Below are 12,883 nucleotides of genomic sequence, written 5' to 3'. Positions count from 1 at the left end.
TAACTTCCTGGGAAGAAGCAGCGGTCGATACGTGCTCATCGCGACCGGATGCGCGCCCACGGGGAGAACGCCGGCTAACCACGCGGGCGACGCCCTCGGTCACTGCGCGGTCCAGCCACCGTCCACGTGCAACACGCTGCCGGTGACGTAGCCGGCCGCGTCCGAGGCCAGGAACAGCACCGCTCCGACGACCTCCTCGGGCCGGCCGAACCGGCCCATCGGGATGCGCTCGCGCAGCCGCCTCGACCACTGCTCGTGGCCGCGCAGCCCTTCCGTCATCGGAGTCTCCAGGTAGCCGGGCGCGACGGCGTTGACGCGCACGCCGGCCGCCGCCCACTCCAGCGCCAGCGTCCGGGTGAGCTGCTCGACCCCGCCCTTGCTGGCGCTGTACGCGGCCAGGCGCGGGAAGCCGACCTGACCGTGCACCGAGGACATGTTGACGATGCTGCCCGCGCCCTGCTCGATCATGACGGCGCCGGCCGCGCGGGCGCAGACGAACACCCCGGACAGGTTGGTGTCGATCACCTGCTGCCAGTCCGCGAGGTTCAGCCGCTCACTGCGGTGCAGCGCCGGGCTGATGCCGGCGTTGTTGACCAGGACGTCCAGGCGCCCCCACCGCTGCCGCGCCACGGCCACGACCGCGTCGGCGGCGGACTCGTCGGCGACGTCCCCGGCGACCACCTCGGCCGTGCCGCCGGCGGCCACGATCCGGTCCCGCACCGCGGCCAGCGCGTCCGCGCGCCGGGACTGGAGGATCACCGACGCGCCGGCCCGTGCCAGCCCTTCGGCGATCGCCGCGCCGACGCCCTGACTGGCCCCGGTCACCCACGCGACCTTGCCCGACAGCGCTTCTCCGACCACCGCCACGGTGGACTCCCCTCTGCTTGATCCATCGACAGTTGTCACCGTGAGCCTTGTGGACACCGTTACGGCGTGCTCTCATGTGATACACGGGCGCAACATTTGTTTCACCGTATCAGCGGCCTCGACCCCCGAGGAGTGAGTGGACGTGGAACCAGTCAGCAGGCGCAAGATGTTGAAAGCCGGTGGGGCGCTGGGCGCGCTCGGCGCGTTGAGCGTCGCCGCGCCGGCCCAGGCCAGGTCGGCGTGGACCTGGTCGCCCCAGGGCTCGGTGGCCGGAGCCGGAGCGGGCGTCGACCCGCGGTGGGTGTGGGACGAGGAGGCCGACCCGCTCGTCGCCTCGCTCCTCGACCGGGGCGACGCGCCACTGGTCAACCAGTTGCTGCGGACGTGGACGAAGAACGGTCAGCCGCTGCCGGCCGGCCTCCCGGCGGACGTACGCCAGTTCATCGAACGCGCGCGCGTGCTGCCGTCCTGGGTGGACCAGGGCAAGCTGGCCACCGCCGTGCGCTTCAACGAGAAGCGCGGGCTCTACCTCGGCGTGCTGTACGGCCTGGCCAGCGGCATGATGAGCACCGTCATCCCGAAGGAGGCCCGCGCCGTCTACTACTCCAAGGGCGGCGCGGACATGAAGGACCGCATCTCCAAGACCGCCAAGCTCGGGTACGACATCGGCACCGCCAACGCCTACCAGCCCGACGGCTCGATGATCGTGACCGCCGTCAAGACCCGGCTGGCCCACGCGGGCGTCCGTCACCTCCTGCCGCAGTCACCGGACTGGGCCGAGGTCGCGCCGGAGGACATCCCGATCAGCCAGCGGGACCTCATGGTCACCTGGCACAGCCTGCCCACCACGGTCATGCGGAAGCTGACCGACTGGCGCGTCCCGATCCCCGCCGCCGAGTCGGCCGCGTTCCTGCACCTGTGGCAGGTCGCCGCCCACATGCTCGGCATCAAGGACGAGTACATTCCCGCCTCCTGGAGCGAGGCGAACGCCCAGGCCGCCGAGGTCCTCGACCCGGTGCTGGCGCCCACCCGCGAGGGCAACGCGCTGGCAGACATCCTGCTCGGCCTCGGCAAGGAGATCGACGCCGGGCTGCTGAGCAAGCCCATCCTCGGCTCGTTCACCCGGTTCATGCTCGGCAACCAGATCGCCAACTGGCTGCAGATCCCCCGCGACCTGCTCTGGGACACGCTGCTGCGGACGAGCTGGGGCCCGTTCATCGCGGTGCGGGAGGCACTGCTGCCGTTCCCGCTCGCGCCGGAGTGCTACTGGCTCTTCGACGAGTTCCTGCGCAAGCTGGCCCTGCTGTTCCTGTCCGAGGGACAGTCCATCAACATCGAGATCCCGCTGGGCAACCGCGAGTTCTGACCACCGTGTCCCCGGCTCACCTGCGCACCGCGCGGGCCACGATGAGCGCATCCGTCCCCCGGTTCCTCGGGTACGTGCTGGCCGCGCCGGTCCTCGTCACCGCGGCCGAACTCGCGGCGGCGTACCCGAGGGCCGCCCGGCTGCCGTCGCCGGACGTGACCGGCCTGCTCGGCCTCGGCCACGTCCTGACCGCGACGGCGCTGCCGGCGGCGGAACTGATCTCCGTCGAGGTCGGCCCGGACGGAACCGTGTCGGTCACGTTGCCGCCGGGCCGGGTCGGGCACGGCGGCGACGCCTCGGCCGCCGAGCTGATCGCCGAGGAGTTGTCCCTGCCGCGCCGCCGCGTGCGCGTCCCACCGGCCGACGCGCGCCCACGACCGGCGGCCGGCCGGTGGCGCGCCGGACCGGGGCCGGCCGTGGCCACCCGTACCCCCGTGCTGGTCGCCGCGGCCGTGGCCCGCCGCCGGCTGCTGGAGGCCGCGTCGGCGACGCTCGGCACGCCCGTCGCCGGCCTGCGGCTCGCTGCCGGTGCCGTCACCGACGGCGCCGGCCGCCGCCTCGACATCGGCGCCCTCGCCGTCACGGCGGCCACCACCAGGACGATCGCCGTGGCCGTCGACCTCGCACCACGGTGATCGGCAGCCGATTCAACGGTCCCCTGCCGGGTAGCAGTCCCATGGACGGCACCGGAGAGGGGACATACGGGCATGAAGGCACTGACCTGGCACGGCAAGCGGGACGTTCGCGTCGAGGACGTCCCGGACCCCCGGATCGAGGAGCCGACCGACGCGATCGTCCGGATCACCTCGACCGCGATCTGCGGTTCCGACCTGCACCTGTACGAGGTGCTCGGGCCGTACCTGAAGCCCGGCGACGTCCTCGGGCACGAGCCGATGGGCATCGTCGAGGAGGTCGGGCCCGGGGTGACCCGGCTCAAGAAGGGCGACCGGGTGGTCGTCCCGTTCAACATCTCCTGCGGCTCGTGCTGGATGTGCGAGCGGCAGCTCTACGCCCAGTGCGAGACCACGCAGGTCAAGAGCCAGGGCAAGGGCGCGTCCCTGTTCGGCTACACCTCGCTGTACGGCTCGATCCCCGGCGGCCAGGCCGAGTACCTGCGCGTGCCGCAGGCCCAGTTCGGCCCGATCACGATCCCGGACAGCGGCCCGGACGAGCGCTGGCTCTACCTGTCCGACATCCTGCCCACCGCCTGGCAGGCCGTGAAGTACGCGGACACCCCGCCCGGCGGCACGCTCGCCGTGTTCGGGCTCGGCCCGGTCGGGCAGTTCTGCGCCCGGATCGGCCGCCACCTGGGCGCCGGCCGCGTGATCGGGCTGGACCTGGTGCCCGAGCGGCTGGAGATGGCCCGGCGCCACGGCATCGAGGTGCTCGACGTCAGCCAGCTCGACGACGTACCCGGCACGCTCATCGACCTGGTCGACGGGCGCGGCCCGGACGCGGTGATCGACGCGGTCGGCATGGAGGCGCACGGCGCGCCGCTGGGCAAGATGGCCCAGACCGCCGCCGGGCTGCTTCCGGACAAGCTGGCCCAGGCGATGACCGACAAGGCCGGCGTGGACCGGCTGGTGGTGCTGCACGCCGCGCTCAAGGCGGTCCGGCGCGGCGGCACCGTGTCGATCTCCGGCGTGTACGGCGGCGAGCAGGACCCGATGCCGCTGATGGAGATGTTCGACAGGGGCATCCAGCTGCGCATGGGGCAGTGCCACGTGCGGCGTTGGGTCGACGACATCATCCCGCTGCTGGAGCGCGACGACGACCCGCTGGGCGTGGAGGACCTGCGGACCCACCGGCTGCCGCTGACCGACGCGCCGCGGGCGTACGAGATGTTCCAGAAGAAGGAGGACGGCTGCGTCAAGGTCGTGCTCGCGCCGTGACCCGGACGGTGGTCGTCACCGGCGCGACCAGCGGGATCGGCCGGGCGACCGCCCTTGAGCTGGCGGGCCGCGGGGACCGGCTGGTCCTCGCGGCCCGCTCCCCCACCACGCTCGCCGAGGTGCGCGAGGAGTGCCGGGCCGCGGGCGCGGCGGCGATCACCGTACCGATGGACGTGACCGAGCCCGGCGCGGTGGCCGCGCTCGCCGACGCGGCGCAGGCCGAGTACGGCGGCGTCGACGCCTGGGTGGCACACCGCCGCGGTGATGTCCTACGGCCGCTTCGACGAGACCCCGGCCGAGGTGTTCGAGCAGGTGGTCCGCACCGACCTGCTGGCCGCCGCGGCCGTGGCCCGGGAGGCGCTGCTCCGGTTCCGGGCCGCCGGCGGTGGCACGCTCGTGCTCACCGGCTCGGTGCTCGGGCACATCACCGCGCCCTACATGAGCGGCTACGTGGCGGCGAAGTGGGGCCTGCAAGGGCTGGCCCGCACGCTGCAGCAGGAGGCGCGGGAGACACCGGGCATCGCGATCTGCCTGGTCAACCCGGGCAGCGTCGACACACCCGTCTACCGGCAGGCGGCCAACTACCTGGGCCGGATCGGCCGGCCGCCACCCCCGGTCGCCGCACCCGAACGGGTGGCCCGGGCCATCGCCGGATGCCTCGACCGGCCCCGCCGCGAGGTCTCGGTGGGACGGCTCAACGTGATCATGCGCTTCGGCTTCACCGCCCTGCCCGGGGTGTACGACGTGCTGGTCGGGCCGCTGATGCGCCTGGCCGGGCTGACCCGGCAGCCGGTCGCCGCCCACCGGGGCATCGTGTTCACGCCCAACCCGGCCGGCGAGGCGGTCCGGGGCGGATGGGTGCCCGACGTGTCACAACTGGTACGCGCGGCCGGTGGGCGCGCGGCCGGCGTGGCGTCGGCGGTGCGGCGCCGGCTGCCCTGACCGCCGCCGCGCCCGTCGGCCCGGCGGAGCCCGCCAGGGGTGGTTACCGTGTACGGCGGGACACGGCGGAGGGACGAGCATGCGGCAGGCAACGGGGCAGGAACCGGACCGGACGCGCGGCGGGCGGATGTGGAAACTCGCCGGGCTGGCCGCCGTGGCCGGACTGGCGTGGGCGACACGGGACGTACCGGCGCAGCTCGGCGGCCGGCTCACCGGCGACCGGGCGGAACGGGCGGCCCGGTCCCCGCGGTTCCGCGACGGCACGTTCCACAACCCGGCCGGCGCCAGCGCCACCATGGTCGCCGACCCCGGCCGCAACCTGCTCCGGGAACTGATCTTCGGCAAGCAGCAGCGGCGCCCGTTCAGCCCGGTGCCGCTGCTGCGCCCCGGCGCCGCGCCCGCCGCCGACCCGGCCCGCGAGCTGAACGTGATCTGGTACGGCCACGCCTCCACGCTCGTCGAGATCGAGGGGCAGCGGGTGCTGCTCGACCCGGTGTGGAGCGACAGGTGCTCCCCGTCCGGGCTGGTCGGCCCGCGGCGCATCCACGAGCCGCCGGTCCGCCTGACCGACCTGCCTCCGCTGGACGCGGTGCTGATCTCGCACGACCACTACGACCACCTCGACATGGACACCGTCCGTACGCTGGCCGATCTCCAGTCCGCGCCGTTCGTGGTGCCGCTCGGCGTCGGCGCCCACCTGGCCCGCTGGGGCGTGCCCGAGCACCGCATCGTCGAGCTGGACTGGTCGGAGAGCCACCGGGTCGGCGGGCTGACGCTCACCGCCACCGCCGCGCAGCACTTCTCCGGGCGCGGGCTGCGCCGCGACGGCACGCTCTGGAGCTCCTGGACGATCACCGGCACGCACCGGAAGGTCTTCTACACCGGCGACTCCGGCTACTTCGACGGGTACGCCGCGATCGGCGCCGAGCACGGCCCGTTCGACCTGACGCTGATGCAGATCGGCGCGTACGACAGGGCGTGGCCGCACATCCACATGTTCCCGGAGGAGGCGGTCGCCGCCCACCTCGACGTCCGCGGCGGGCTGCTGGTGCCGGTGCACTGGGGCACGTTCAACCTGGCCCTGCACGACTGGTCCGAGCCGGTGAACCGGCTCTGGGCCGAGACGAAGGCCCGGGACGTGCGGCTCGCAGTGCCGCGCCCCGGCGAGCGGGTGGTGGTGGACGAGCCGCCGGCGGTGGACGGGTGGTGGCAGTCGGTCGCCTGACCACTTGTTGGGCGTTTGACGACAGGTCGTCCCTCGATGTCTGGTAGACCGTTGAGGTGAGCCGTCCCTCGTCCGGCTCCGTCGTCAGTCCGGTGTCCCCTCCGCCGGCTCGTTCGCCTCATCGAGGAGCAGCATGCTGAACGGCCGCCTGGTGTCGATCCGTCCCACCCGAAGCGAAGACCTGGACTTCCTGGCCAACCTGGCCAATCACGAGCAGGTGCGGCACAACGTCGGCGGCTGGGGCTGGCCGGTCGCCCGCGACGCCCAGGCCGAGTGGCTACGGCGTTCGCAGGCCAATCCCGGCGTCCAGCGGATGACAGTCGTCGACCCGGTGTCGGGGCAGCCGTGGGGAGCCACCGGCCTGTGGGAGATCGACTGGCACAACCAGGGCGCGCTCACCGGGATCAAGCTCATGCCCGGGTTGACGCCGAGGGGAGCGGGCACCGACGCGATCATGCTCACCATGGCCTGGAGTTTCTACGAGGTCGGGCTCCGGCGCCTGCACAGCACCATCCTGCCGTTCAACGGGGCGAGTCTCGGCGCCTACGTCCGGCACTGCGGCTGGCGGGTCGAGGGGCGGGAGCGCGAGGCCGCGTTCCGCCGCGGCACCTGGCACGACCTTCTGCGGGTCGCCGCCCTGCGATCGGACTTCGACGCCCTTCCCGCGGCGGAGGAGTACGTCGAACGGGTGTGTGGGCCCCGGCCGTCCGTCCCGTCCCAACCCGAGCCGGGCTACGGTCACGACCGCCTCGCCGCCACCGCGGGACACGGGGCCGACTGATCGCTCACCGGCCGAGGGCAGCGGGCTCCGCTGACCCGGGGGGTCACAACACGAAGGCGTCCGTCCACAAGGCGCCCGAACGGCCCGACAGCGCGTCCAGCATCGCCACCGCCTGGCCGTCGGTGAGCTGCGCGACGAAGTCGATGATCGCCCGGCCTCGGGCCCGGCCGATCCGGTCCGGGGTACGCGGGTGCAGCTCCGCCTCGGCCAGCTCGACCAGGTCGTGCAGCCGGCGCGGCAGCCGGGACTCCTCGTCCGGGTCCAGCAGCCACTCCCAGAGCGCCTCCACCAGCGTGCCCAGCAGCCGGGCCTGGCCGCGCTGGTGCAGCGCCAGGTCCGGGCGGGCCAGCACGAACCGGTGGTGGACGAACTTGAGCACCTGCACCTCGTGCCACTGCGCCTTGGTCAGCAGCACGTACCCGGAGCGGACGTGCGGCTCCGGGGTCACCGTGATGGCGTCCACGAAGCGAGTGGTCCAGCGGGCGGAGAACCGGGCGACGTACTGCTCCGCCTCGATCGAGCCGTCGAACGGCAACGCCAGCAGCCCCTCCACCAGTTCCTCGCGGACGTGCTCGACAGCGGCGGCGAACGCCTCGTCGTCGGCGATCCAGGCGTCCTTGCGGTGCAGTTGCCGGCGCAGCCGCTCGATCGCGGCTCCCGGCCGCCGGCCCGCCCCCTCCAGCGCCGGGGCGGTGATCGACCGCAGGTGCCCGCACTCGCGCTGCCATGCCATCAGCTCGGCCGCCACCGCGCCCTGCTGGAGCACACCGACGCGGTAGAAGTCCTCGACGTCGTGGATCGCGTACGCGATGTCGTCGGCGGTGTCCATCACCGACGCCTCGGGGGTCTGCTGCCAGTCCGGGATCCGCCCGGCGAACGGCTCCCGCGCCTGACGCAGGTCGTCCAGCTCGGTGCGGTACGCGCCGAACTTCACCGACCCGCTCTCCGGATCCTCCGGCGGCGCCGCCGCGCCCCGGGGCGCCGGGTCGAGGTGCCGCGGGTGCGGGTCGGGGTGGTCCAGCCGCGTCCACGGGTACTTCAGCATCGCGGCCCGGACCGCGGCGGTCAGGTCCAGCCCGGTCGTCGCCGCGCCGCGGATCTCGGTGCTGGTGACGATCCGGTACGACTGGGCGTTGCCCTCGAAGCCGTCGGCCAGCCCGAGCCGCTGCCGGGCCAGCCGGTCCAGCACCCGCTCCCCCAGATGCCCGAACGGCGGGTGGCCGAGGTCGTGCGCGAGCGCGGCCGCCTCCACCACCTCCGGGTCGCAGCCGCCGAGCTTGTCCAGCAGGTCCCGGTACGCCGGGTCGGCCGTCAGCCGCTCCGCGATCGCCCGGGCCACCTGGGCCACCTTCAGGCTGTGGGTGAGCCGGTTGTGCACCAGCAGCCCCGATCCGCCGGGACTGATCACCTGGGTGACACCGTTCAGCCGGGCGAAGAACGGCGAGCCGACGATCCGGTCCCGGTCGGCCCGGAACGGGCCGGCGGCCAGGTCGCCGAGCGCCCGGGCGCTGCCCCCGAAGAGCCGCCGGGCCCGCGGATCCGCAGGTGCCTCCATGATCGCCACGCTAGCGCAGACGGCGGCGGGCCGGGCACAGCCGGTCAGAGGCGAACGGCACAATGCAGGGCGGAACCCACCCGAGAAGGCGGATGACAATCGTGACCCAGTCAGTGCACCAGCGGATCGCCGAGGAACTCGGCGTCGCCGAACGTCAGGTGCGGGCAGCAGTCGAGCTGCTCGACGGCGGCGCCACAGTGCCGTTCATCGCCCGCTACCGCAAGGAGGCCACCGGCCTGCTCGACGACGCGCAGCTGCGCACGCTGGAGGAGCGCCTGCGCTACCTGCGCGAGCTGGACGAGCGGCGCGCGGCGGTGCTGGAGTCGATCCGCAGCCAGGGCAAGCTCGACGAGGCGCTGGAGGCGCAGATCCTCGCCGCCGACTCGAAGTCGCGCCTGGAGGACATCTACCTGCCCTACAAGCCGAAGCGGCGCACCCGCGCGCAGATCGCCCGCGAGGCCGGGCTGGAGCCGCTCGCGGACACGCTGCTGTCCGACCCGACGCAGGACCCGAAGGCGGTCGCCGCCGGGTTCGCCGACCCGGACAAGGGCGTCGCGGACGCCGCGGCAGCGCTCGACGGGGCGCGGGCCATCCTGATCGAGCGCTTCGCCGAGGACGCCGACCTGATCGGCACGCTGCGCGAGCAGATGTGGTCGCGGGGCCGCCTGGTCTCCCGGGTACGCGAGGGCCAGGAGACCGCCGGGGCGAAGTTCGCCGACTACTTCGACTTCGCCGAGCCGTACCCGAAGCTGCCCTCGCACCGCATCCTCGCCATGTTCCGGGGCGAGAAGGAGGGCGTGCTGGAGCTGACCATGGACCCGGAGGCCGACGGGGACGCCGACGCGACCACCGGCCCCAGCCGCTACGAGGCCGCCGTGGCGGGACGCTTCGGCGTCAGCGACCAGGGACGGCCCGCCGACAAGTGGCTGGCGGACACGGTGCGCTGGGCCTGGCGTACCCGGATCCTCATCCACCTCGGCGCGGACCTGCGGATGCGGCTCTGGCAGGTGGCCGAGGAGGAGGCCGTGCGGGTCTTCGCCACCAACCTGCGCGACCTGCTGCTGGCCGCGCCGGCCGGCGCGCGTCCCACCATGGGCCTGGACCCGGGCCTGCGCACCGGCGTGAAGGTGGCAGTCGTCGACGCCACCGGCAAGGTGGTCGCCACCGACACGATCTACCCGCACGAGCCGCGCCGGCAGTGGGACGCCTCGCTGCACACGCTCGCCACGCTCGCCGCCGCGCACGGCGTCGAACTGGTCGCGATCGGCAACGGCACCGCCAGCCGGGAGACCGACAAGCTCGCCGCCGACCTGATCAAGCAGCACCCGGAGTTGAAGCTGACCAAGGTCGTGGTCTCCGAGGCCGGCGCGTCGGTCTACTCCGCCTCCGCGTACGCCTCGCAGGAGCTGCCCGGCCTGGACGTCTCGCTGCGCGGCGCGGTGTCGATCGCCCGCCGCCTCCAGGATCCGCTCGCCGAGCTGGTGAAGATCGACCCGCGGTCGATCGGCGTCGGGCAGTACCAGCACGACCTGTCCGAGGTGAAGCTGTCCCGCTCGCTGGACGCGGTGGTGGAGGACTGCGTCAACGGCGTCGGCGTCGACGTCAACACCGCCTCCGCGCCGCTGCTCACCCGGGTCTCCGGCATCGGCGCCGGGCTGGCCGAGAACATCGTGCTGCACCGCGACGCCAACGGGCCGTTCCGTACGCGGGCGGAGTTGAAGAAGGTGCCGCGGCTCGGGCCCAAGGCGTTCGAGCAGTGCGCGGGCTTCCTGCGCATCCCCGGCGGCGACGACCCGCTGGACTCCTCCAGCGTGCACCCCGAGGCGTACCCGGTGGTGCGCCGCATCCTCTCCTCCACCGGGCAGGACCTGCGCGCGCTGATCGGCAGGTCCGCCATTCTGCGCGGCCTGCGCGCCACCGACTTCGTCGACGACACGTTCGGCCTGCCCACCGTCACCGACATCCTGGCCGAGCTGGAGAAGCCGGGCCGCGACCCGCGCCCGGAGTTCCGCACCGCCACGTTCGTCGAGGGCGTGGAGAAGATCAGCGACCTGACGCCGGGCATGGTGCTGGAAGGCGTGGTCACGAACGTGGCCGCGTTCGGCGCGTTCGTCGACGTGGGCGTGCACCAGGACGGTCTGGTGCACGTCTCGGCCATGTCGCACACCTTCGTCAAGGACCCCCGTGACGTGGTGAAGTCCGGCGACGTGGTGAAGGTCCGGGTGCTCGACGTGGACGTGCCGCGCAAGCGGATCTCGCTGACGCTGCGCTTGGAGGACGAGGCGCCGGCCGGCGGCGGACGCCCGGCGGGCGGCGACGGCCGACGGGACCGGGGCGGCGCCAGCCCTCGGCCGGGCGGCCAGGGGCGGGGCGGCCAGGGCGGCGGCCAGCGCGGCGGCTCGGGCGGCGGGCAGAGCGGAGGCGGCCAACGCGGCGGCTCGGACGGCGGCGGGCAACGCGGCGGCGGACAGGGCGGCGCGTCGCGCGGTGGCCAGCAGCAGCGGCCCGGGCGCGGTGGCGGCGCCCCGGTCAACGACGCCATGGCGGAGGCGCTGCGCCGGGCCGGGCTGGCCTGACACGTCCCGCTGCCGGGCTGAGGTCACGAACGGCTCAGCCCGGCAGCGCCCGCCGGGGAACCGCCACGTGCCGGCCCGTGTCGCGGTCACGCGGTCCGGCAGGGGTCACGCGCCGAGGCAGCGGCATCACCACCCTTGATCAACACAATCTCGCCGAGGTGGTGGCATCAGAGGCTCCGCGACACCACCACCTCGGCGAGCTGGAGTTGATCACGCCGGGCGGCGCCGGTTCCGCGTACCCTCGCGGGCGTGGGTGGCGAGGACGACGAGCGGTGGCGGGAGCGGCAACGCCACGCGGTGCGGGCGCACGCGGAGGCCGCCGCCCGGGAACGCGAGGCCGAGCAGGCGGAGGCCGCGGATCTCGTGGCCCGGTTCGCCGCCGAGGCGCTGCGCCGCGGGCTGCGCGCCAACCGGCTGACCGCGACCGGCCATGACGGACGCGGTCGCTACCGCACGCGGATCACCGGCTGGTACGTCGATCGGGCGCACAGCCGCGCGGTGGACACCGAGGGGCGGTTCTACCTGCTCACCGTGCCGCCGGGCCTGCGGGCGCGGCTGCTCGGGGCGGACCCGCCGCCCAGCGCGCCGCCGCTGGTGGTCGGCCGGGGCGGCCGTGACGGCGAGTCGGTGCCGCTGGCGACGCTGCTCAGCCGTCGTCTCGACGCGGGCGACGACTGGCGCTGACCGGAGCCGGACGCCGATCTGCCCGCTGCCGTGGCACCGCGTGCGCAGCCCGCCGGGCGACGTGCCGCCACCAGCAGAGCTGGACCACGAGCGTGAGCAGCCCGGCGAGCACGATCGCGGCCAGGTTGATCACCAGTTGGAGGGCGGAGCCGGCCGCCTCGTGCCACACGCCGTACGCGGACGCGACAGCGACGTTCGCCGCCGCCGGCACGGTGGTCACCGAGATCAGCACACCCACCAGCGACCCGGACTTCTTCGAGGTCAGCGACAGCATGCCGGCCACGCCGGCGAGCAGGCCCACCACCCAGGACAACGCGTCGGGCCGCCAGATGAAGTCGGTCATCGGCCGTTCCGCCAGCAGCATGTCCCGGCCGACCAGGCCGGCTGCGGTGAGCGCCCAGGTGCTCAGCACGGTGGCCGCCATGGCGACGACGAAGCCGACGGTCAGGGCCTGCACCGAGCGGCCGGCTGACGCCGCAGCAACGCCACACAGAGCGCGGCGAGCGGGCCGAACTCCGGGCCGACCACCATCGCGCCGACGATCAGGATGGGCTGATCCAGCAGCACACCGATCCCGGCGATCATGGTGGCCACCACGATCAGGGCGAGGAACGTGCCGGTGAGGACCGTCTGCTCACGAGATCCCGCAATGCCTTGAACGCCTGGTCCGCGCTCTCCCGCACCACGTCGCACAGAATTAGATCACCGGCGGGCTGCCGGGCCGCGCCCGGTATCACGGCGAGGTGAGTGACGCCCGGGTGGGCGGCGAGCAGTTCCGTCGCGGCGGCCGACCGGTCGGCCGGCACGATGATCCGCAGGTGCAACATCCCCAGCTCCCACCAGCCCGGCGGTGGCTGGGTCCGCACCGCCGACCGGGACGCTACCGGCCGCATCCGGGCCGCGGTGGAGGCAGACAGAACGGGCGGGATGGAAAGACATTCTTGTTCAGATCAGGGCAACACCGGCTGGCGACCGACTCGTTGACCTTCCCGTAG

13 protein-coding genes and 1 pseudogene are annotated in these 12,883 nt (G+C 73.6%); 9 read left to right on the top strand and 5 right to left on the bottom strand.

Features of this window, described 5'->3' with window-relative positions; all coding sequences use genetic code 11:
* Nucleotides 1-99: 99 nt before the first annotated feature.
* Nucleotides 100-867 (bottom strand): SDR family NAD(P)-dependent oxidoreductase, encoded by a 768-nt coding sequence (locus FHU28_RS13930; protein ID WP_184684287.1) that lies wholly within the window; start codon nt 865-867, stop codon nt 100-102.
* Nucleotides 868-1,009: 142 nt separating this feature from the next.
* Here FHU28_RS13930 and FHU28_RS13925 point away from each other — a divergent pair, with 142 nt between their 5' ends.
* The 7 genes and pseudogenes from FHU28_RS13925 (at nt 1,010) to FHU28_RS13900 (ending at nt 7,073) form a co-directional block, all read left to right on the top strand.
* Nucleotides 1,010-2,233 (top strand): oxygenase MpaB family protein, encoded by a 1,224-nt coding sequence (locus FHU28_RS13925; protein ID WP_116511831.1) that lies wholly within the window; start codon nt 1,010-1,012, stop codon nt 2,231-2,233.
* 41 nt (nt 2,234-2,274) lie between these two features.
* Nucleotides 2,275-2,868: a molybdopterin cofactor-binding domain-containing protein gene (locus FHU28_RS13920; RefSeq protein WP_184684285.1), complete on the top strand. Its 594-nt coding sequence runs from the start codon at nt 2,275-2,277 to the stop codon at nt 2,866-2,868.
* A gap of 72 nt (nt 2,869-2,940) precedes the next feature.
* Nucleotides 2,941-4,125: a zinc-dependent alcohol dehydrogenase gene (locus FHU28_RS13915; protein ID WP_184684283.1), complete on the top strand. Its 1,185-nt coding sequence runs from the start codon at nt 2,941-2,943 to the stop codon at nt 4,123-4,125.
* A pseudogene (locus tag FHU28_RS32625) lies at nt 4,122-4,316 on the top strand (SDR family NAD(P)-dependent oxidoreductase); the annotation flags it as partial. The gene FHU28_RS13915 and the pseudogene FHU28_RS32625, both read left to right, overlap by 4 nt.
* Before the next feature lie 73 nt (nt 4,317-4,389).
* Nucleotides 4,390-5,067, top strand: coding sequence for an SDR family NAD(P)-dependent oxidoreductase (locus tag FHU28_RS13910; RefSeq protein ID WP_260412960.1), 678 nt, complete (start codon nt 4,390-4,392; stop codon nt 5,065-5,067).
* Nucleotides 5,068-5,146: 79 nt separating this feature from the next.
* The gene (locus FHU28_RS13905) at nt 5,147-6,292 is read left to right on the top strand and encodes an MBL fold metallo-hydrolase (RefSeq protein ID WP_184684281.1); all 1,146 of its coding nucleotides are present in this window, start codon (nt 5,147-5,149) and stop codon (nt 6,290-6,292) included.
* A gap of 133 nt (nt 6,293-6,425) precedes the next feature.
* Nucleotides 6,426-7,073 (top strand): GNAT family N-acetyltransferase, encoded by a 648-nt coding sequence (locus FHU28_RS13900; protein ID WP_184684279.1) that lies wholly within the window; start codon nt 6,426-6,428, stop codon nt 7,071-7,073.
* Nucleotides 7,074-7,116: 43 nt separating this feature from the next.
* Here the strand turns inward: FHU28_RS13900 and FHU28_RS13895 are convergent, their stop codons facing one another.
* Nucleotides 7,117-8,628, bottom strand: a complete 1,512-nt coding sequence (locus tag FHU28_RS13895; protein ID WP_184684277.1) for a deoxyguanosinetriphosphate triphosphohydrolase family protein — start codon at nt 8,626-8,628, stop codon at nt 7,117-7,119.
* 101 nt (nt 8,629-8,729) lie between these two features.
* On the opposite strand from FHU28_RS13895, the gene FHU28_RS13890 reads away from it, so the two are divergent.
* Entirely contained in the window at nt 8,730-11,204 is a 2,475-nt protein-coding gene (locus tag FHU28_RS13890; protein ID WP_184689510.1) for a Tex family protein, read from the top strand.
* A 249-nt stretch (nt 11,205-11,453) separates the two neighbouring features.
* On the top strand, nt 11,454-11,888 hold the full coding sequence (locus FHU28_RS13885; RefSeq protein WP_184684275.1) for a hypothetical protein: 435 nt from the start codon (nt 11,454-11,456) through the stop codon (nt 11,886-11,888).
* Here FHU28_RS13885 and FHU28_RS32620 read toward each other — a convergent pair.
* Genes FHU28_RS32620 through FHU28_RS32610 form a run of 3 tightly spaced genes read right to left on the bottom strand, consistent with a single transcriptional unit; the run spans nt 11,851 to nt 12,754 of the window.
* Nucleotides 11,851-12,345: a DUF389 domain-containing protein gene (locus tag FHU28_RS32620; RefSeq protein ID WP_311773584.1), complete on the bottom strand. Its 495-nt coding sequence runs from the start codon at nt 12,343-12,345 to the stop codon at nt 11,851-11,853. The two genes, FHU28_RS13885 and FHU28_RS32620, sit on opposite strands and share 38 nt — an antisense overlap.
* A complete protein-coding gene (locus tag FHU28_RS32615) occupies nt 12,333-12,473 on the bottom strand; it encodes a hypothetical protein (protein WP_260412957.1) in 141 nt (46 codons plus the stop codon). The genes FHU28_RS32620 and FHU28_RS32615 overlap by 13 nt, the downstream gene beginning before the upstream one ends.
* Nucleotides 12,474-12,487: 14 nt before the next feature.
* Nucleotides 12,488-12,754 carry a hypothetical protein gene (locus FHU28_RS32610; protein ID WP_260412956.1) on the bottom strand — a complete coding sequence of 89 codons (267 nt, stop codon included), beginning with the start codon at nt 12,752-12,754 and terminating at the stop codon, nt 12,488-12,490.
* Between the last annotated feature and the right edge of the window lie 129 nt (nt 12,755-12,883).

It is taken from the genome of Micromonospora echinospora (assembly GCF_014203425.1).
GTDB classification, from domain to species: Bacteria; Actinomycetota; Actinomycetes; order Mycobacteriales; family Micromonosporaceae; genus Micromonospora; species Micromonospora echinospora_A.
The sequence above is the reverse complement of the archived record's forward strand: the minus strand, read 5'-3'. Positions and strand labels throughout refer to the sequence as shown.